The 18,971-nt window shown below is 57.6% G+C and carries 12 protein-coding genes; 7 read left to right on the top strand and 5 right to left on the bottom strand.

Going from position 1 to position 18,971, the window contains the following annotated elements; all coding sequences use genetic code 11:
- Nucleotides 1-71: 71 nt before the first annotated feature.
- Nucleotides 72-677: a type IV toxin-antitoxin system AbiEi family antitoxin domain-containing protein gene (locus tag ACFOPI_RS19720; protein ID WP_382177712.1), complete on the bottom strand. Its 606-nt coding sequence runs from the start codon at nucleotides 675-677 to the stop codon at nucleotides 72-74.
- Between the two features lie 308 nt (nucleotides 678-985).
- Here ACFOPI_RS19720 and ACFOPI_RS19715 point away from each other — a divergent pair, with 308 nt between their 5' ends.
- From ACFOPI_RS19715 to ACFOPI_RS19685, 7 genes are all read left to right on the top strand, one after another.
- Nucleotides 986-3,244, top strand: coding sequence for a hypothetical protein (locus ACFOPI_RS19715; protein WP_382177709.1), 2,259 nt, complete (start codon nucleotides 986-988; stop codon nucleotides 3,242-3,244).
- Nucleotides 3,245-3,387: 143 nt separating this feature from the next.
- Nucleotides 3,388-4,329 (top strand): ParB/RepB/Spo0J family partition protein, encoded by a 942-nt coding sequence (locus ACFOPI_RS19710; RefSeq protein WP_382177706.1) that lies wholly within the window; start codon nucleotides 3,388-3,390, stop codon nucleotides 4,327-4,329.
- Nucleotides 4,330-4,384: 55 nt separating this feature from the next.
- Nucleotides 4,385-4,858: a hypothetical protein gene (locus tag ACFOPI_RS19705; RefSeq protein ID WP_382177703.1), complete on the top strand. Its 474-nt coding sequence runs from the start codon at nucleotides 4,385-4,387 to the stop codon at nucleotides 4,856-4,858.
- Nucleotides 4,855-5,859 carry a relaxase/mobilization nuclease domain-containing protein gene (locus ACFOPI_RS19700; protein WP_382177700.1) on the top strand — a complete coding sequence of 335 codons (1,005 nt, stop codon included), beginning with the start codon at nucleotides 4,855-4,857 and terminating at the stop codon, nucleotides 5,857-5,859. Before ACFOPI_RS19705 ends, ACFOPI_RS19700 begins: the two co-directional genes overlap by 4 nt.
- A gap of 291 nt (nucleotides 5,860-6,150) precedes the next feature.
- Entirely contained in the window at nucleotides 6,151-6,876 is a 726-nt protein-coding gene (locus tag ACFOPI_RS19695; RefSeq protein WP_382177697.1) for a hypothetical protein, read from the top strand.
- On the top strand, nucleotides 6,873-7,967 hold the full coding sequence (locus ACFOPI_RS19690; RefSeq protein ID WP_382177694.1) for a DUF262 domain-containing protein: 1,095 nt from the start codon (nucleotides 6,873-6,875) through the stop codon (nucleotides 7,965-7,967). Before ACFOPI_RS19695 ends, ACFOPI_RS19690 begins: the two co-directional genes overlap by 4 nt.
- A gap of 653 nt (nucleotides 7,968-8,620) precedes the next feature.
- Nucleotides 8,621-8,824, top strand: coding sequence for a hypothetical protein (locus ACFOPI_RS19685; RefSeq protein ID WP_382177691.1), 204 nt, complete (start codon nucleotides 8,621-8,623; stop codon nucleotides 8,822-8,824).
- Between the two features lie 45 nt (nucleotides 8,825-8,869).
- Here ACFOPI_RS19685 and ACFOPI_RS19680 read toward each other — a convergent pair whose 3' ends face one another.
- The 4 genes from ACFOPI_RS19680 to ACFOPI_RS19665 all read right to left on the bottom strand — a co-directional run bounded on the left by ACFOPI_RS19680 (nucleotide 8,870) and on the right by ACFOPI_RS19665 (nucleotide 18,914).
- Nucleotides 8,870-14,074: an FtsK/SpoIIIE domain-containing protein gene (locus tag ACFOPI_RS19680; protein ID WP_382177688.1), complete on the bottom strand. Its 5,205-nt coding sequence runs from the start codon at nucleotides 14,072-14,074 to the stop codon at nucleotides 8,870-8,872.
- Nucleotides 14,071-15,360, bottom strand: a complete 1,290-nt coding sequence (locus ACFOPI_RS19675) for a hypothetical protein (protein WP_382177685.1) — start codon at nucleotides 15,358-15,360, stop codon at nucleotides 14,071-14,073. The genes ACFOPI_RS19680 and ACFOPI_RS19675 overlap by 4 nt, the downstream gene beginning before the upstream one ends.
- Nucleotides 15,357-17,234 (bottom strand): hypothetical protein, encoded by a 1,878-nt coding sequence (locus ACFOPI_RS19670; protein ID WP_382177682.1) that lies wholly within the window; start codon nucleotides 17,232-17,234, stop codon nucleotides 15,357-15,359. Before ACFOPI_RS19670 ends, ACFOPI_RS19675 begins: the two co-directional genes overlap by 4 nt.
- A 147-nt stretch (nucleotides 17,235-17,381) precedes the next feature.
- Nucleotides 17,382-18,914, bottom strand: a complete 1,533-nt coding sequence (locus tag ACFOPI_RS19665) for a DNA cytosine methyltransferase (protein WP_382177679.1) — start codon at nucleotides 18,912-18,914, stop codon at nucleotides 17,382-17,384.
- Nucleotides 18,915-18,971 lie beyond the last annotated feature (57 nt).

The following is an 18,971-nucleotide window of genomic DNA, read 5'->3' as shown; positions in this document are numbered from 1 at the left end:
CCATGTGAGATCCAGGCACGCAATGTGCGCTGGTGCATTGGTGAAGCCATTCGGCCCACCACTGAGACGACTCATCCGATGCCTTCTAGGTAAGGCCGTATCACGTTGGCCACACGGCAGACCTTGGCGTAACGCCATATCTCGTCCACCGACGCTTTGTTCCTCGAACGCGCATCCTTGAGCGCCTCCAGAGCCACGTCCAGGCCGATCTTGTTCCGGTGCTTGAAACTGTCCGCTACCGTCTTAGCCACGCCGTAGACCCGCAGCCTGACGCCATCGCGTTCCACTTCTTCGACCCCCGCGGAGAAGGCCTCACCCGTGAACTGCACCATCTTGATCGGCGGGTAGTCGATCCGGGGCGAGTGGCTCCCGCGTGGCATGGCGATCCAGACCTGGCGCGGCAGCTGGGTGGTCAGTTCATGGAACTGCAGCGCAGTGAACAGGCAGAACACGGCCTGTGGCACCTTGGCAGCGACTGCACCGAGGCTCTCGAACTCCGACACCTGTGCATCTGTCAGGCGATAGAGACCACGTCCAACCCGCTCCAGCAGCCCAGCGCCATTGAGCCGCGTGAGGACGACCCGTGGTGCGCCGATGGCATCCAGGTCACTGGCGCGCAGGAGGCCCCTCTGACCGGCCAGATCAAGGACACGCTGGCTATGGGTTTCGGAAGGCATGCCGCAGTATGTTCCTTTACTTCGTCGAATGAAGGCAATCGACGCGAGATTGGAACAAACGATCTCCGGGCTTGGTTCACGCCAGGAACACCTATCCGCATAAAAAAATCGTCGCAGTTGACCCAGGAGGACAACTGTCGCAAGAAAAACATCCATCCTGTCGACCTGACAAGACGGCCCATCGATTCACATCGCCTCGCCCAGAGACGTACCCTGCCCTCACCGCATCAAGCCAGAAAATCACCCCAGCGCTCACGGCCCAACGCTTCCTCTTCAAAAACCAGCCCGAGACCTAGGATGATCGGCACATGGAAGCGTCCGACACCACCACACAACGCAACTACTACGACGACCTGGCCAGACGCGCCGTGGGCCACGGCCATTCCCTTGAAGCGGCCATCGAGCAGGCTGCAAGCGCCTATCTGGATGGGAAGCCTGCGACACAAGGGAAACGCAAGTTCACCAGAAGGGAACGCGACAGCCAGTTCTGGTTAAGTCGCACGGTGAAAGACTGCCCCACCAGTGCCTGGTCCACCGAACCCATGGTGCTGGCCCTGGCCCGGTACCTCAGTCAGAAGCAGCTTGCGGTCGAAGGCCTGATCAACGCGGTCGCTCGAATCGCGCCCGATGCCCTGATCCGGGCGGTCAAGTACTCTGGGCTGGTCCTGAATCAGGAATCACCCCGGCGAGCGGAACTCACGCTGGCGGGAGAAAGCTGCCCGCCAGTCAGAGAGCTGTGCCGCGTGCTGGACATCTTTGATCAGGCGCATCGGCTGCGAGTGGCGGCAGTGCAGGCCGAAAAGGATCGATTGACCCACCTATCGGCCTTCGAATTCCTGCTCTATGCGAGCCTCTACGCCTTCGAATGTCTGGTGGGTAAAGACATCGCAGCCATGAAGGCCGGGCAAGGGGACGAAAGCCGCACCGAGCTTGCCTGGCATGCCATCAATGATTTACTGGCTTGGAAGCTGGAGACGGACGATGAGTCGTCATTGAAGCTGAACGATGCCAGCATTGGTCTGTCCCTCGCCCGACATCTCCGCCCCATTCTGTTCGACGAAGAACGTGGCGGTGAAAGCGAAGCAGTACAGGCTTTCCATGCGTTCCACGCGCTGCTGGATGCGCAGATCGAGCTGAACGAGTTCATCAGTCGGTCTGCGGATGCCTTCTGCTACGACGATTCCATCAGGTTTGTGCGGCACGAAGATCGCCTGGAGATTATGGAGGTTGATCCAGCAGCTCGGACCGCCTGGAAGAACGACGGCCACAAGCTCAGGCGTTTGCACGACTACTGGTTTCACCGTGCAATAGACGAGTTTGTCGAATACGTTGCAGAAGATCCAGGGCGATGGGACATCGGACGACCAGAAAACGCCGATGCCAACCGAATGGCCTGGCTCCGTGCCCTGCAAGCCAAGCTTCGACTTCAAGAGGTCTACGGTATTGCGGATGAAGTGACATCGGACTTGGGTGAGTCTGTCGACGTGTTCCAAGCACTGCTGTCGCTCAACCTCATGTCGGCATTCTTCGAACGCGATTTCCTCGTGGCCTTTACCGATCGACTCGGCTCCACCGGCGACTGGCGTTCTGCGCTCCAGAAGATGACCATGGACGGCTTCCTCAACGGGATGCAGAACCGCCTGCCCATCACCTGGTCGGGGCGCGAAGCGAAGATCACCAACATCACCGGTTGGACGGTCAACGAATCCCAGCCTAAGGGAAGTCCCAGGATGGCGTCTGCGATCCTGGACTTCTGGACCTACGACATGGCAGTCCTGGCTGAAAGGCTGCAAAAAAGCGAGCCAGGACTCCAGCCCCACCTGTTTGAACGCCCGGTACTGAAGTTCGGCGCCACCCTGGTCCAGTTGCCCTGGATTGTCGGTATGCAGAACAACAGCACCGCTTCCATCAACAACCTGCGGCGGCTGGGCTCCCGGCGCGGCAACGTCCAGGAAGAGACTCGACGGATCGAAGCCAGCCTGGCCAAGGCGCTCGAATCTCGTGGATTTCGGGTCTTGCTCAACTGGCAGCCCCCGCGCGAAGAGGCACTCGACGATCCTGGCGAAGTGGACGTGATCGCAACACGAGACGGTCACCTGTTCGTGCTGGAGGTGAAATCGACCTTCGTTCGCCAATCACAACGTGATGCCTGGGTGCACGCCACAACGACGTTGAGAAAGGCGGGCCTGCAGTTGCAACGCAAGATGGCAGCGGTGTTGCGTGCAGTCGAAAGCTCCGCCGAGTTCCGCATGGCCATTGGCCTGAATGACGGCCAGAGCATCACGGATCACCATGGGTGGATCGTCGACACGTCCATCGAGAGCGATCACCAGCGCTTCTCCGGTTTTCTCAAGGTGTCGGTCGAGGAAATGCTCATAGCCCTTCGCGATGATCGCCACCTGCTGAAAGACCTCTCTGAGTTTCGGACTGCATCGCCAGAATTCACCGAACCCCATGATCAAGACCAGTCACACAGCAGGACGACGATGTACCCCGACGGATTCAATGCGGAGCGCTTCGTCGAAGTCGTTGAATCGGCTGTCGTGTGGGATGAGACGAATGTCTGATATGGGCATCCATTCTCGGTAACTCCACGCGCACGAAAGGCATCCCAGTACTTGCTCTCGTCGCTGGATTTCGACCCGAATCCAGCACGCAACCAGTCCTTGTTGGCCCCTAGAGTGATCGTCGTCACCCTCGACGATGAATCATGGGCTCACTGACCAACTTCCTTGCCAATCGCAAGCCCCCGGGCATCAACCTCGACCAGTTGAACCTGTTCGAGGGCAAGCCCGTGCCGACCGGCCTGGCGCTGCTGCTGCCTGTCGACCAGCTGGACGAAGACCCGGACAACCCGCGCAAGGACTTCCCACCAGAAGCCATCGAGGAGCTGGCGCAGGACATCGCCTTGCGCGGCATCCTGCAGCCCATCGTGGTCAGCGACCGGAACGACAAGGGACGCTACCTGATCCGCTTTGGTAGCCGGCGCTGGCGGGCCGCCATCCAGGCCGGGCTGACCACCGTGCCCGTGATCTTCGCGGTCGAGGCTCGCAATGCCTACGACCAGATGTCCGAGAACCTGAAGCGGCAGAACCTCACCCCGCTCGAACTCGCGCAGTTCATCAGGCGCCGGGTGGATGCCGGTGAGTCCAACGCGGAAGTCGGCCGCCAGCTGGGCATGGACCTCACCACGGTGGCGCACCACCTGGCCCTGCTCAGCTTGCCCCCCGTGCTGGACCATGCGCTCAGGAGCGGGCGCTGCGAATCCCCGCGCACGCTCCACGAACTCAGTCGCCTGCATGAAGAGCAGCCCGAACAGGTCGCAGCGCTTGTCGCGGGCACAGAGCCCATCACGCGTGAAGCCGTGGCCAGTCTCCGCGATGCGGCTCGGATGGTCGCGCCCGCTGCTGACAGGCCGGCACCGACGACCCCGCGACCGGACAAGGTGGCGCAGGCACTGGCCCGCGCCAGCGGGCTCTGTGAGCGGCTGGATGCCGCGCTGCAGCGGCTGAACCGGTCAGGTGGCATCGATGCCCTCCCCCACGACCAGGTGCTGGCCTTGCGCCAGCGAGTCGCCGAGCTGGCCGCCCGGCTGACTCCCGAAACCTCACCGGTCAGTGCCGAGGCAGGCCATGGGAAAACCTCAGCGTGACCGCGTGACCATCGATCTGCGAGGCCTGCGCGAGCCGTTGCAGAATCGCGCACTGATGAACCAGATGACCCCGGCAGCCCTGGTGCGCCAGGCCGTGCTGGCCTACCTGGCCCCGAAGTCTGGCGATCAGAAGCCCGACCCGAAACCTTTGAAATATGTGCGCGAGGAGCAGGTCGTCAAGGTCACTCTGCGCCTGTCCGCCGGACACGCCGCATTGATGAACTACCAGGTCCGCATCGCGAATGTCTCGAAGAGCATCTATGTGGCCGCGCTCATTGAAGGGGCTCCGCCGCCCAGGAACCACGCCCAGGCCGTGGCCGCGCTGCAGGCCTCCACCAACAGGCTGGCCGTCATCAGCACCGACCTCAGCGCCTTTCTGCGCATCCTGCACATGGTCAAGCCCGGTGCGTCGCAGGAGCTGGACCGTTATCAGGCCGGCATCAAGACGCTGAATCAAGACATCCGGCGCCACCTGGACACGGCATCAGCGCTGGTGGCCGAGCTGCGGGCCACACGGCGAACCAAATGACCACAGGCTCCTCCATCGACGGCGTGCTGGTGCAATGGGGCGAGCGGCTGTTCTACCCGGCCAGCCGCATCGTCAAGCCGGACGCCACACCGCGCCTGAACACACCGAACCGGCCCAGTGCGGCTGCGATCCGACAGCGCATCGCCGCCACCGTGGTACGACGGGCACCGCAGGTGATGATCAAGGTCACGGGTGGTGGCCGGGGCATGGGCGCCATCGCGGCGCACTTTCGCTACATCTGCAAGAACGGCCAGCTGCGCATCGAGGACGACCGGGGCGTCGTGCGCGAGGGCAAGGAGGCCATGCACGACCTGGTCCAACAATGGCGCGTCAGCGGATCGCTGATCCCGGAGACGAGCCACCGGCGTGAAGCCTTCAACATCATGCTGTCGATGCCGCATGGCACCGATGCGCAGACGGTCCTGAAGGCCGCGCGCGGGTTCGCAAAAAGAGAGCTGAGGGATCACCACTACGTGATGGTGCTGCACGAGCACCAGGCCAACCCGCACGTGCACCTGAGCGTGAAGGCCGAATCGATCGACGGCAAGCGACTGAACCCGCGCAAGACGGACCTGCACCGCTGGCGCGAGACCTTTGCCGAGAAGCTGAGGGAACTGGGTGTGGAAGCCGAGGCGACGCGACAGGCCTCGCGCGGGGCGAACCGGAGAGATGAACGCATCTGGCAGGGGAAGGCACGGCAGCAAGGGCGGCTGAGCCAGCGTGACGAGCAGCAGGTCAAGTCAGGAGCAAATTACGAGCGCAGCCGCTCCGGGGCCTTCCAGGCCTGGGCGCGCATCAAGAAGGCGCTGCAGGCATCCGATGTCCCCGAGGACCGGGAACTGGCCAAGCACATCGTGCGGTTCGTGAGCGAATCGGCCTACTTCAAGGAAGTCGCGCCGCGACTGCAACGCGAGGCAGCGCGTCAGGATAGACAGCGAACCACCCCGGTCCAATCGCGAGAGGTTGTGAAAACCAGGCCCTCTGTCGACTTGGAGCGTTGATCAGTTGCACTCGGTCTTCGTTCAAGAGCGCTCGGTACTGGCCATCAACTGAGGCAGGCCAGGGTTTGACCAAAGCCTGAAAGGCTGTATGCGGTCAACTAAGTTGCTTGGTCAATGGCAGCAGCCGCTGACACCCAGTATTGGCCTAAGTGCGCGCTACGAGACCATACTTGATCAACTCAGCACTGCGATGGAACGGACGAGGAGTATTGAACAGCTAGAGAAACCGGAATACAGGTCAACTGCTGCAACATTCGGTTAGCATTGAAAAAACTATCCAGCGGAGAGAACGTGCAGCAGCCAAACGCCGCGCCATCGAGCACTGCTACCAACGCATCGAATGGTCTTCAACCCGGGGTCTACACGAAGTCGCGGATCAAGGAGCACTTGATCGGAGGGAAATATTCCGCCGAGGCTCTTTTTCAACTTTACGTCGTTCAGACCAGGGCACACCTTTTTGAGGGAAGGCCTCACGGGGCCGCTGAAGAGATGCAATTTCGCTCAGCGCTTGCCACATCGGTTGGACTAACAATCAACGAAGTGTTTATCGTCGGATCGGCACAGACAGGATTTTCTACTAAGCCAACAGCAAAGCTAAGAGACTTCGACGGCGAATTCAAGAAAACAAGCAAACGCAGAGACAAGTCTGATGTCGATGTAGCAATCGTATCAGCCCGATACTTTGACCAGCTCCATCGGGAGATTTATAAGTTCACCGCTGGGTTCAAGAATTCTTGGACTACAAATGTGTACTATGCTGACGATGAATCCATGCAGCACTTCGATCTCCCAAGAGTCGATGCAAACTTTTATCAGTACCTAGCCCGTGGGTGGTTTCGTCGAGATCTTGTACCTGATGAGTTCAATTTTGCATTCAAGAACGTTGTGGATGATTGGAAGAATCGACTCGATAGAAAGATTAGTGTAGCAATCTATCGTGAGTGGAGTTTACTACGCGACTATCAGATTGAATCATTCAAGTTGTTGAAGGACGACGCATTGAAAGGCTACTTGTGAAGCAAACTCAAGAAAAACTAATCTCAAGCATCCCCGCGAACAATCAGAAGATTATCGAGATTTACCAGAAGCTTCAGGCTGGACGTTTGAACGTATCGCCTGATTTTCAGCGGAAACTGGTGTGGAGGCGTCAGCACAAGATTGAATTCATTGAGACGATACTCAAGAACTATCCGTTCCCAGAAGTCTACTTGGCGCCCGAAAAAGTTGACACACAGCGAATGGAGTTGAGGGAGCTGGTAGTAGATGGACAGCAGAGGCTCAGCGCAATCAAGGAATACATCGCAGGCACTGGCGTGTTTGCGCAGCCGTCGTCAATCCCTACATTTGACAGTCTCGACACGAGTCAAAAAGAAGACTTTCTCAACTACGAAGTGTCTGTGCGTTATCTGAAGAACGCATCAGAGGAGCAGATCAAGGAAATTTTCCAACGGATCAACAGGACCGACTATTCACTAAATCGCATGGAGCGATTTCATGCAGCATGGGGCGATTCTGAGCTCGTTTGCTTGGCCAAGCAACTTGTTGATAGAGATCTAGAGATAAATCTCGAACTCATAAATTACCGTGTCGAGGATGCAGATCGCAATTGGCTCTTAGAGTTCTTTGGAGCAGGGAGCGACGACGGCATGTTTTCAGAGGCAGAGGTTTCACGGATGCAGAGTCTTCAGTACATACTGGTGCTGCTGATCACCATGATTCGAGGGGCATATTTCCATCGCAACACCGTGATCGAGGAAGCAGTCAAAACGTACTATGAGCAAGTGCCTGATGCTCAACTGCATGTCAAGAGACTGGTTGATTCGACAAGATTCATCTCAGAGCTTCAGCTTCCGCCCGAGTCGATGTGGACTACAAAATCAAGCCTATTCACCATGATGGTAGAACTGGCGAATGCAAACTTGGCCGCTGTCGACAAAGTGAAGCTCCGGGCTGAGCTCCTGTCCATAGAGGAGAAGCTGAACGCAAATGCGGCAATCGATGAAGATAGCAAGCAATACAAGTTCTACACCCGAGAGGCAGTCAATGAAAAAAAAGGGCGGGAACTTCGAGGGAAGTATTTCAATAGTATCGTGATGCGCAGCATTTGATCAACCGAGCTGTGTCGCCAGCTATTCGATCCCCTTTACCTGCCAAAATGCAAAAACGAGCCCATATCGAAGGATGGTGAAACCATAAAAAGGCTCATGGACACCGTAAGATTAGCACTGCCCTCGAGACAGACTAGGTGAGAAACTCTGTCATTTCTGAAACTCAGGCTGCGGGCCCGCACCCGACTCAATTTCCATCATCCAACGTCTGCAGATCAAGGGACTCAATGATCGGACTGGGACCGGGGCCCGCACCAAGTGTCTAGCTGTGACCTGCAGCAATCGCAGCAACCCGGACCATGGCTCCAGCTTCAAGTTGCAGCATTCATGTCGCCATTCTCTTGAAAGTCGACACCGAACTACGTTGTCAAACCGTTTGACAAATTCGGACTGATCTGATCAATCTACCCACGCACATCCCCCCATTCGGATGCCGCGTAACACCCTAGGAGGTCGGACGGTCCGACCCTATCCGATCTAGCTAAAGAGATGGATAGGGTTGATGGCAGGATAGGCTACGCGCTGGCAAATGGCTGCCGTCATTACAAGGGCCTGAATGATGTAGCCTGGACTTGAGGACAGAGAGACCAGGCATTGCTCTTCGACTGCGACTCTGCGAACATTCGACATGTAGCAAACTTCAGGAGTCGGAAATGTTGACCCGCGGCGACATCGTCAGAATCTTGCCCGAGTTTCAGGACGCCGGAGATGACGGCTTTTCTTGGATCGTTGTGGGTGATGAGGAAAAAGGGCGTGTGGACATTTCCCCGGACCCGATCAACCTGAAGATCAAGCCTGTGTACACACTCAAGGTAGATCAAGTCGAGCTGGTTCGAAAAGCAAGGCTGGCCTTGTAGGCTGTGGACGGTACAGGCACGCGCCCTAAGGCCCCCCCTAACCCCTCAGGGGAACGCCTTCTGCAGAGGTCCCTCTAGCGCGACTGACCATACCGCAGGATTTACCCGGGAGCACTGGACACGCACCAGTTTGCCGTCTGCCTTCAGCAGGGCGTCCCCTTTACCGTTGAGGTTCTCAGCTCCTGCCTCGTCTATCACAACGCGACTTTCAGTGGCGCTTTTCACCCTCAGTGCGAGCTGCGCAGGCAGATTGCTCCTGAGATTGGTACTGATGACGTCCGCGCTGGGTTTCTGCGTTGCAATGATCACGTGTATGCCCGCTGCTCGTGCCTTCTGGGCCAACCGCTTCAGCTCCGCCTCAATCTCCTTCTTCGACTGCGGATCATGGGTCAGGTCTGCATACTCGTCGAGCACGATCACCCACCATGGGAGCCGATTCTCAGGTGCGGCAGCGGCGTTGAATTCAACCAGGCTTCTGGTGGAAGCCTCACGGAAAAGCACATACCTGCGCTGCATTTCCGCGACAGCCCTCTGCAGCAAAGCGAGTGAATCAGCATCGTCCCACCCAATCTGCCCCTCCAGATATACCGACCCCTCGAATGGTGCCAGCTCAGTCCCCTTGGGATCGACAAGCATGAGACGAAGCTCACTCGCTGTGTAGTGGCGGGTCAACCCGAAAAGAATCGTGTTCAGTGCCTCGGATTTGCCGCTACCCGTCGTCCCCGCGACCAGTAGGTGAGGAGAGTTTGCTGACGAGAAGTTGAATTCGACGATGGACCCAAAACGATCCTCACCGATGGGGACCGAAAGAGCATTGGCTGGTCTTTGCCACCGGGTCCATGTTTCAGCCCCATCGACAAAATACCTGTGCTCCGGACGCTTCGGCACATCGATCGTGACGAACCCTCGATCAATGTTAAAGCTGACGTTTTGCTCTTGCTCCAGTTCGAGCACCAGTTTGAGTGCGGCTCCTTTTTCAGACAGTTTCCTAGGGTCAATTCCCGAGCCTGGCTTCAGTTTGAACAAGATGGACGCAGGTCCCTCGGTAAATGGCTCCTCATCCCGCGCGGCAGCAAAGACGGAAATTTGATGTTGTCCAAAGCACCCCAGTATGTCTTCGTACATTCGCTGAAGCGCGGCTTGGCTCAACCCCTTCTTGAGCACTGGCGCGGGTGCTGACGCACTGTGCTCTTCGGACTTGCTTACCTGGGGTCGAGCTTCGTCTTGAAATGGGGGGACGTCTGGAACGACCGGGTTCCGTTCATCATTTGCACTCCTGTCGTCACGACGGCTCAGTGAAGCAAGAACTTGCTCCGCCTCCGTCGCTGCCTTCGAATCTCCATCGCCCGCAAGAGCATCCAGCTGTTCAGGGCCTTCGATTTTGGTGCTGGCTCCAGCGACACTCGCTACATAAGCAATCCGGCGATTTCGAAGTCGAACCAGATCGATCAGGTGACTGCGCGTTGACTTAAGAACTGTCACACCGTTCTCTTTCGTCCGGACGAGTTGCTCGTCTTCGTTGTCCCAGAGGCAGGCCGAGTAGACACCATTGACACCTCGAAGACGGATGCTTCCAGAACGAAGGTTCGAGATGGTCAGGTCGCGAATGGCATTGAGGACTTCCGGAGCCACTGAACCCTCCGGGCTGTAGACCTCTACAGTGTCCTTTGCAAGTCGCTCGATCGCGGATGCCAGGAGTTCACGCCACATCAGGTGGTCCACTTTTCGAGTTTGTTTTCCGTCCTGGTCCCCAAGTATTGACTCGAAGAACTCGCAGGTTCGACTGACTTGGAGCACGCCATGCCCGTCGTACAGCTGTCGCAGCTTGCCTTCAAGAACAAGTACATCAACCTCCAGCGCGCCGTCTTGTCCTCGTTCCAGCGTGAGCCGGCACATGTCAGCCCTCACCTGCGCATGACCACCAAACCACTCGGCATGTTCATCAAGGCTGACCCAGGCCACAAGACCATTGGATACGTCCGGCGGAAAATGGTCTTCGACCAGATTTCGCGCGACTGTCAGTCCAACAATCTCCTCAGTGACTCTGGCCACACCCAGTGCCTGCAAGGCCAGTCTCGGGGCAATCTGGCGGATCGACTCATAGATGCCGTTCGCAAGCTCGGACAACAGACCGGATGGCTGCTCCTGCAGTCGCCGGACGGGAACCAGCCGCCGCAGTTTTCTGACGAGTCGCGAGTGAATGAGTTCGCGACCTGAACGGGAGGACACGATCAAGGTGTTCAGCCGGTTCGCGCCGATCCCGTCTTCGATGCTCAGTACGTCTGGAGATCCCGCCTCCTCAGATTCGATCTGATCCCTAGAAATGTGCCGTTCAAGAGTGATCACCCAGTGACAGTGTTCGTGCAAGTCCTTGAACAGTCTTGCCGAGTCCTGAAAGTTCACCCGCAGTTCGACAAAGTCCGTGTTTTCGGGTTGCCCGGGTGCAACTGGCCTGGACCGATTGGCCCGAACCACCAACGTGCTCCACGATTCGAGAATCGGATCCGGATACTTCGGAAGCATGACGAGAGAGATGGCGCTTCCGCTTCCGCTGCCGCCTCCTTCAAGCCTCAACGGTCTGTGCAACAGAGGGTTGTGCACACCGGGTCGCTCTATGGGTGCTTCAGTGTTCTGCTGGCTGACAATCTGTTCCTGCAAAACATGCGTCACGATACCGATGTCGATCTGCAAATCTGCCAGAAGCTCCGAGATGGACTGACCGGCTCGGAAGTCCATGAACGCAAGATCCCGGTCCGGAAACAGCCGGATTCGAGGGGAACTGTCTGCTCCTTCCGAAATGCTCTCGACTGATCGAGCAATTGCTTCCCATCGGGTCTTGGGAGCCGCAACACTCAGGAAGATCCGGACCGGACCATGAGTCTTGGCAATGATGCGTTTCAGAAGCTCGCCAGGCATCCCGTCACTGGTTGGCAGGACCACCAGAATCGACAATCCGTCGCGCTTGTACGGATGTGTGTCGAGATAACTCGAAATTCTGTGTGCGATGGAAGCGATCGCGTCATTGTCAAAAGCAATGTCGCCAGCCTCCGGATCAAGAGAGGAGAAGTCCTCACACCACCCCACTTCTGCTTTCGAATAGAGCAGCTGACCGTTGCTTCCTGCAGCGATGGGAGGAGCCTCACGGGGTGTCAAACGCTCCAGCCAGTCGAGAAAAATGCTGCCTTCTCCATCGGCAAATGCTGCTTCTCTGGAAAGAAACTCTTCGGACAGCCTCATCGTCTGTTCAAGGTAGCTGCATATCCAGCGCAGGCGGATAGGATGCAGCGCCAACATCATCCGTCTGTCGATGTCTTCGCCAGCAAGCATGTCGCAGCCCAGTAGAGCGTCGAGTTCTCTGCTTCGAACGCCGTCAGGAACCAACGATTCACGTGCCTGCTTTAGCATTGCCTGCCACTTGTCAAGAAATGCCTGAAGCACCCCGAGCTCCAGCCCCCTGACCGACATTTCGGAACGCAACTGGCGCCGTAGCTGAACAAGCTCTTGGAACATCACCCCTGGCGTTTCAAGCACATGTTCGGCGGAAAGAACCAGCGTCTCCAGACTCGTCTCTCGTTGCACGATGGATGTCAGCCAGTCCGCGCTGTCTTCGGACGCCGAACGTCTCAACATACCGACGGAATCCAGCGCAGGGGACTCTTCCGCAACAGCCAGAAGCCACAGGAATGCAAAGTGGTGGACGTCCGGGGGGAGCCACTCCATCTGCTCCATCACTTCAAGAATTCTGCCCTCTGGATCTCTGAAGGTGAATCGAAGAAGAAGCGGATCCCACTGCAGCGGTTCGCTTTCCTCCTCGTCATCTTCTAGGTCTTCGACAAGTGCAGGAGCTGGTACCTGAGAAATGAGCTCGTGCTGCAGAACAAGCTGGCAGCTACCGGGCACGCCCTCAACGGTGGTTGCAACGGAACGCAGCGTCTCCCCAAACAGGAAGGCAAAGAGTCCCTGCATATGGGTACCCTCTGCATGTTCGCTCTGAAGGGCCAGTTCGATCACCGCGATCTGCTTGCTGGCGGTATCGGAACTGACACGTTGTGCCTGTCTGATGATCTCAATGATGGGATTGAAAAACCGCTTACGAGGCGGTGCGGCAAGTCGCTCCAGTGATTTTCTTGTTGCGCCGGAGAGCAGGTCGGCCAATGGCTTCAGGCCTGGGGGTGGACTGGCGTCAAGCAGGCGGTTCGCATCATGGCTGCTTTTTGTGTTCAACCCACCAGTCACATCCAGCGCATCGAACTCGCCAAGTCGGTCTGGTGCAACTTCGGCGAGCTCAGCTCTGACCCGGTCACCCAAGCGCAGTCCAGTCAGATCTTTCGAGAACAGCTGATTGAATACTTCGTACGGGATCTGACGTCTTAGTTCAGAGGACGGGTTTGCCCCGTAGGCGATGCACAGTCGACGCCATTCCTGCGCTACAGCGAAAGGCAACGCCTCACCGTCCCGACCAACAAACTTAGTCGCGAGCGCCTTGGTCTCGATTGCCTCGGCATCTAGCTCGGTACTTCCCTCAATCAGGTCCGCATGACGGGAGTTGAGCTCCAGCCTCCGTCGCCATCGAGCTTCGGCCCCCTCGTTCCACAAAGGGTCGGGAAACATGTCCATCGCCCAAAGGGCGTCACCGACGATGCAGCTCGCGATGGCCGGATCTATCGTTTCTTCATTCGATACCCATTGCCGGGCCGCCTCTTCTATGAAACCAATGAACCTTCTGACCGGGACTGGCTCGATGGCTGGATGCACCAGCCGCACGATGCGCAACAGGTGTTCAAGCAGGAGCGCCGGTGTCGGACCAACGCCACCTGCGACACGCCATGCCTCAGTCACTAGCAGCTCGGGAACACCGCTTCCGGGCTTCACATACTCGTCGAAACTTCCGTCTAGAAAATTGCTGTCGCGAAGGCTGAACATGTTCTGCAGCCCTTGCTCATCGCTTTGAACGCTGGTCTCGATGTAGACAAGACCGTCCGGGTTGTTGTTGCGATAGTGCGTTATCGAACAACCTGGCTCAGCCACATGTGCCGACGGGATAGAACCATTCAAACTATCTGCGACGATGAGACGTACCTTCTCCAGCCCTCGCGCTCGGGCTGCATCTGGCCACCAGTTGACGAACTGGAGCACTTCATCAGCATGGAGGTTCTTCACCCTGAAGCACTGGTGTGCGGCGGAAGCATCTCGCTTGAGGACCAGAACGGCAATCTGAGTAGCCGCCCTTGCAAGAGTGTCTGAAGTCATTCGTATCCTCCCGGAGAAACCATCTTTGTTGCATCGGAGAAGACCCTGAGCATCCCGGCCGAGCGCATATGGTCGGCCAGGTGTCTCTCGTTCTCCTCGAAGATGGTTCCGTCGAAAGCGGTGAGCATCCCGGAGCGGGATGCTCCCTCCCTGCCAGCAACAATCCTGCAGCGCTCATACAGCCAGTCCGCCAGAAAAGCGTCGTACTCGAGTTCTTCTCCCGAACGAACCGCCGCAAGAACAAGTGCCTCAACAGCAGGAAGCCTCAAGGTGAAGTGCCGCCGTCCTTTCCACGCGTTCAGCATTCCGCCCGCGGCAGCCGTGTTTCCAAAGAAGGCCCGGATTTTTCCGAGCTGCTGATTGCTGAGTTCGCCTTGTCGAACACCCTCAGCCCGAGAAACCTGCTCGATGGCTCCGGTCAGGTCCTTGAGGCAGCGTTGGGAGGCACGCCTAAGCTGTGGGTGTGTGCCAGCACAGTCAACAACCAATGCCAGAGGTCCGCCGGAGTGAGCCTCAAGTGCACGCGCCGCCTCCAGGAGTACCAGCCATACCGATGTCCAGTTCATGACTGCGCGCACGCGCTGCACGACGGGGAGATTCACATGACTCAGGACATTTCTCATGCCGTCCCGGTAGAGGTGTTCCCACCTATCGTTCCGCAACCTTGAATTCGCTTCCACTTGGTCTAGCGAAGGGTTGTCCACCGAATCGGACTTCCCCTTCTGCCGTAGGGCAGCCATCAGCATCTCCAGCGGAGATTGGCGGTCGGTTGAGTAGAGTGCCTCGAAGCCTCTTCTCATCTCCTGCAGCCGATCTGGATCGGGGTCTTTTCGAAGAACAGAGAAAGCGTACGCACCAGCCCCTCGAAGATATCTGCGCTCGATCTGAACCTCCACTCCGGCCTGTCTTCCTTTGCGCGCATCCCAATGAACTAGCGAACGTGTGTAGGGGAAGAAATGTGTTCGCTCCCAGCCTTTGCGCTTGACAACGTTTGGCACTTCAAGCTCAAGGCAGCGCAGAAGATGTGCGACAGCGGTGGCGCTGTGCTCATCAAGAAGAACTGCGTTCTTCCTCTGGGGTGTTAGTTCGCCAGAAACAAGCTGGCGCGCAAAATCGTGGGCGGCGCGAACGACATGAACCTTTTCGGTATCCGGCAAGGTTCCTTCTGTGCAGCACACCACCAGGTTGATGAGCTCAAGCCCTGGGTAGTGACCGGAGCCATCAACGTCAAAGACACCGCCGAACAGCTCCCTCGTGACATCTGGTGCTGAAACGCTGGACATCATTCACCCCCCACCTGAATGACTCCGATGTCCAGCGAGACGTTCTGGAGTTGACCCCGCATGAAGATGGAGATCTGAGCCGAATCGTTACGAGCTCGCTCTGCCAGCTGACCGAGAAACGTCCTCACATGCCGGATTTCGTTGGCGTAGAAGTCTTCACTGACATATCCCGAGGCCGCGCGCGCGACGCACTCGAAAGCAAGCAAGTCGAGAGACAGGTTGCGTAGATCTCCCAGACTTTCGTCAACCTGCAGAATCACGGTGCGATCTATCCAGTCAACAGACAATGGCAGGAACCAGTCGGCCTCTTGACCACCATGCCAAGCCTTGCTCGCCGCCTGTAGATTCACGCGATTGCTGGGTATTTGCCTCGCGATGATGGCAGCGTCTGCACTCGCCTTTCCAAATGCAGGATCAACCAGATAGAGCATTGTCTCGGTGCGAGCAATCCTCAGGCCTTGAATTGCATGCAACCCAGCGATGATGGTGTTCTTGATGCGCACTCGCTCATGAGGCTGAAGATTGCCTTCGAGCAGACTGAGGAACACATCTCCAAAGCGGAAGCCTAGTCGAAGCATCACACTGCGTTCGCCATCAATGGCGTCGAAGAAAGCTCTTCTGCGAAGAGCACCAACGGCGAGGTTGGTGGCTTCCGCCTCTCTCGTCAAATCAGCACGATTCTGTGGGTTCCCGTTGAAATCATCGATTCCAAAAGCGGCATCGACTACGGTCTGCTTTCCGCCAGTGGCCATGAGGAACTGAAGGTCGAGCTGCTCTGGGGAAAACTCCTCCCCTCGGTTAAGTATCCTCTCATCAATCTCGCGTACAGCAATGGAGCCTGGGTCCAGTCTTCTCAGCGCGGCAAGTATCGGGATCCCCTTGTAGGCGCGGTCGGCTGGCAGATTCGGAGGAGGACGGAAAAGGAGGCTGTAGAAAGCCCATGCATGCTGCCAGCCCTGCTTAGGGGCATTGCCAGACAAACGACGGTCCACATCCGAGCAGGTCAACCCACCGGTGATCAGGTATGCGACGAGCATCAGCATCTCGCGGATGGTCACGACATGCCCGAGTCTCTCCACGACTTCAAAAATCTCCTCGATCCGCCGCACACGGTTCTCAGATTCGGCACCCTGCTCGACGAGCAACGTCCGGTTTCGCCGTATCGGGCAAACCCCCTCATGGGAGCACGAGCCACAAGACTGGTCGCCCCACCGCCGGCCGTCACCAACCCAACTCTTCAGCACCCGTCTAAGCAGGCTACCGCCGCGGTGGGCGGCTTTTGCCGCTACCGACTGATAGTTCAGGTTGATGATGTGAATCCCCGCCGCTGTGCTGGCGGTTATCCCGTGCTTGAACGACTGGCGGAAGAGATTTCCGATCTCGGAACAAACGGGGCCAGCGGCATCAGAACTGATGATTGCTCGCAGTCGGCCTTCATTCGCACAGACAACAAGCGACTCATCTTCTGTCGAGGCCATATCCTCAAGAAAACGGGCTGCGCGCGAAGGAGGCTGGATTTCGGAAAGATCCTTGTGAATCCTGAGCGATTGAGAGATGGAGCCGTTGCAGGAGGGAATCGCCGTATTTCCGCTGCAACTCTCTTGCAAGTGTCTGCGCGCCTGGTCTCCCCCATAGCCGAGGAGCTCACCTTCCAGCAAGCGACGACACATGTGTGTCTTGCCATGCCCCGCATCTCCGGTGAGTATCACGCACTTGGCACCCGATCTGATGGCCTTGGTTGCATAGGCAATCGCAACTGTTTCGAGATCGAGATTGTCTTCGCCGGTCTGGTATTCCTCGTAGATCTGGTCGTGAGCTGCGCTGAACGGCAGAAATCTATGCAGGCGGACTACGTGAGTATTGGTACTGGCCGGCATCGAGCCTCCCATGGCTGCAAATAGTTGGTTGTTGCAGCATGTTACTGGAAGCCATCGGGGCGCTACTTGAAGCGACTGTCATATGCAACAGGCGAGGGGTCCTGCAACGCAACGCGGGAAATTTCATCCCGTCGCAAATGGTCGTCTTCAAGGTGTCGCGAGAATTTTGTACACCACATGAGCGATCTTGTTGGCAAGCAGCGACGGCACGGCGTTACCAACCTGGTGATACTGCTGTGTCCGGTTCCCCTGAAAGAAGTAGTTGTCCGGAAAGGTCTGGAGCCTGGCTGCCTCCCTCACCGTCAGACTGCGACACTGTCCAGGATCCGGATGGATGAAGTAGTGGCCGTCTTTGGCGATGTGGCTTGTCACCGTGGTGCTCGGTGCCTCATACCGCTGAACCCGGAAGCGATCGATGAACTTGCCTGACTCCCAGTTGGCATGCTCAGGGGCCAGCCCTTTCAGTGGAAAGTCGAGATGACCTTTCGGGGTCCGCTTGTGCGCGCGACCGAAGACCGCCGTGTAGAAGTAGCGAGCGAGGTCACTCGGCATGTGAGAACGCGACTCATGGTTCAACCACACGTCAAGCCTCGTGTCCCTCACCCAGTTGTCGAACCTGGTCAGGCCACTTTTTTCTCTGGGATGGCGATATCTGAGAGAACCCGTTTCAAGGTGGCGGCCCAGCTCAAACGCTCCGGCTCTGAGTTCCAGCGCCAGCTGGTCCATCCCTTTTTCTGCAGCATCATCATGTAGGTCGCCTGCCAGCGAAATGACGGTATCGCGCCATTCGTCATCGCTGTCGCCTTTGCTGAGCTTGCTTCGCAAGGGCGGCATACCCCCGATGGCGTCGATCACCCGGAGCTCGCCCGCTTCGCGCAATAGCTGTTTGCCGTCATAGCCGATGTCCTCCCGGACTCCCAGAAGGATCACCCGGTGTCGGGCCTGAGGGATCCCGTACCGCTCAGCCTCGATGATGAAGGAGTTGGCGTCAATGTGTTCCGGATCATCCCCCGGGGAAAACCGGACACGAGACACGAGAGAATGGAGCGTGTAGCGGGCACCACCTCTCAGACCGAGAGCTTTCCCCGGGTCAGTCAGGTCGCGCAGGATGTCATGAAAGACCAACTTGCCACCAACCCTCGACGAAAGAATCCCCTTGACGTTTTCCATCACGAAAACGGCCGGCCTGCTTCGATGCAGGATCCGGAGGTATTCTTTGTACAGGAAGTGTCGGTGATCATCTTCGGCAACATAGTCCAGCTTTCCCATGTTGCGTGACCGCCCCACCAGCGAATAAGCTTGGCAAGGAGGTCCTCCTATCAGAACCGTCTCATCCTCCTTCAGCTTTGCCTGATCCAGCAGCTTGTCCAGTTCTCTGTTGTGTTCGGGGTCACCCAGTGTCAGCTGACGAGCTTCTGATCTCGCATCCTGCCATGCGAGCGGGAACAGTTCGCCCGGGTGAGGCGCCTCCTCTGATGTGCAGAAGTTGTAGTACGCATTCAGTGCATTCTGATCACCGCGAATCTTCCTGAAGAAGCTTCGCAGCGTGAGAGTCTTGTGTGCACCAGCCTCCATCTCGGCAGACAGGGCAATTTCGAACGTGGCGCCGTCCTTGTATGCGGCGAACCCCTCTCCGAGCCCCCCCGGACCGGCAAAAAGGTCGATGATCTTGTAGGTCATTTAGATGGCGATGCTCGGTTTTTCTTTTCGTATCCAGCGGACAGACGTGGAACGCGT

It is taken from the genome of Hydrogenophaga luteola, from assembly GCF_042648585.1.
Lineage (GTDB): Bacteria > Pseudomonadota > Gammaproteobacteria > Burkholderiales > Burkholderiaceae_C > Hydrogenophaga > Hydrogenophaga luteola.
Note: the sequence above shows the minus strand (reverse complement) of the source record. Positions and strands in the feature narration are given on the sequence as shown.

What these genes read in the sequence shown, in the direction of transcription:
- ACFOPI_RS19720 (WP_382177712.1), bottom strand. Translation starts at nt 677, where the DNA reads ATGCCTTCCGAAACCCATAGCCAGCGTGTCCTTGATCTGGCCGGTCAG.
- ACFOPI_RS19675 (WP_382177685.1), bottom strand. Translation starts at nt 15,360, where the DNA reads ATGATGTCCAGCGTTTCAGCACCAGATGTCACGAGGGAGCTGTTCGGC.
- ACFOPI_RS19670 (WP_382177682.1), bottom strand. Translation starts at nt 17,234, where the DNA reads ATGCCGGCCAGTACCAATACTCACGTAGTCCGCCTGCATAGATTTCTG.
- ACFOPI_RS19680 (WP_382177688.1), bottom strand. Translation starts at nt 14,074, where the DNA reads ATGACTTCAGACACTCTTGCAAGGGCGGCTACTCAGATTGCCGTTCTG.
- ACFOPI_RS19665 (WP_382177679.1), bottom strand. Translation starts at nt 18,914, where the DNA reads ATGACCTACAAGATCATCGACCTTTTTGCCGGTCCGGGGGGGCTCGGA.
- ACFOPI_RS19710 (WP_382177706.1), top strand. Translation starts at nt 3,388, where the DNA reads ATGGGCTCACTGACCAACTTCCTTGCCAATCGCAAGCCCCCGGGCATC.
- ACFOPI_RS19715 (WP_382177709.1), top strand. Translation starts at nt 986, where the DNA reads ATGGAAGCGTCCGACACCACCACACAACGCAACTACTACGACGACCTG.
- ACFOPI_RS19700 (WP_382177700.1), top strand. Translation starts at nt 4,855, where the DNA reads ATGACCACAGGCTCCTCCATCGACGGCGTGCTGGTGCAATGGGGCGAG.
- ACFOPI_RS19705 (WP_382177703.1), top strand. Translation starts at nt 4,385, where the DNA reads ATGAACCAGATGACCCCGGCAGCCCTGGTGCGCCAGGCCGTGCTGGCC.
- ACFOPI_RS19685 (WP_382177691.1), top strand. Translation starts at nt 8,621, where the DNA reads ATGTTGACCCGCGGCGACATCGTCAGAATCTTGCCCGAGTTTCAGGAC.